At 73.9% G+C, this 495-nt stretch carries 1 protein-coding gene; it reads right to left on the minus strand.

Annotated elements, in window-relative coordinates; translation table 11 throughout:
- Window positions 1–495, minus strand: a 495-nt coding sequence (locus tag PUR71_RS00590; RefSeq protein ID WP_443077307.1) for a SpnB-like Rossmann fold domain-containing protein, incomplete at both ends; no start/stop codon positions are given.

Genomic DNA, 495 nt, shown 5'->3' on the forward strand with positions numbered 1-495 from the left:
AGCCCCCAGACCACCCGTACCACCCGTGATCAACACCGTGTCACCCACACCGACCGGCATCCGACCCTCCGGCAGCGGAAGCCGGACCAGACGAGGAACATAAACGGATCCGCCCCGCACGGCCCACTCCGGCTCAGCGGTGACGATCACCTCCCCGTCCGTGTCCAGCAACCCGAAGCGGCCGGGGTTCTCCGCCTGCGCCGCCCGGACCAGACCCCAGACCGGAGCCTGCGCCAGACCCACCAGCGACCCTTCACCATCGGCCACCGCCCCCCGCGTCACCACCACCAGACGCGACCCCGCGAACCGCTCCTCCGCCAGCCACGCCTGAACCACGCGCAGCACCTGCTGCGACACCTCGCGCACGGCCGCCGGAACGTCGCCGCCAGGGGCGACCAGGGTCGCGCAGTCGAGGACGACGGTCTCGGGGGCCGGGCCCTCGGCGGGCAGGGCGTCCCAGGCCGTCCACTCCGTACCCGCGGCCGGAGCGGCCGG

The sequence above is a fragment of the Streptomyces sp. SP17BM10 genome, from assembly GCF_036322405.1.
Lineage (GTDB): Bacteria > Actinomycetota > Actinomycetes > Streptomycetales > Streptomycetaceae > Kitasatospora.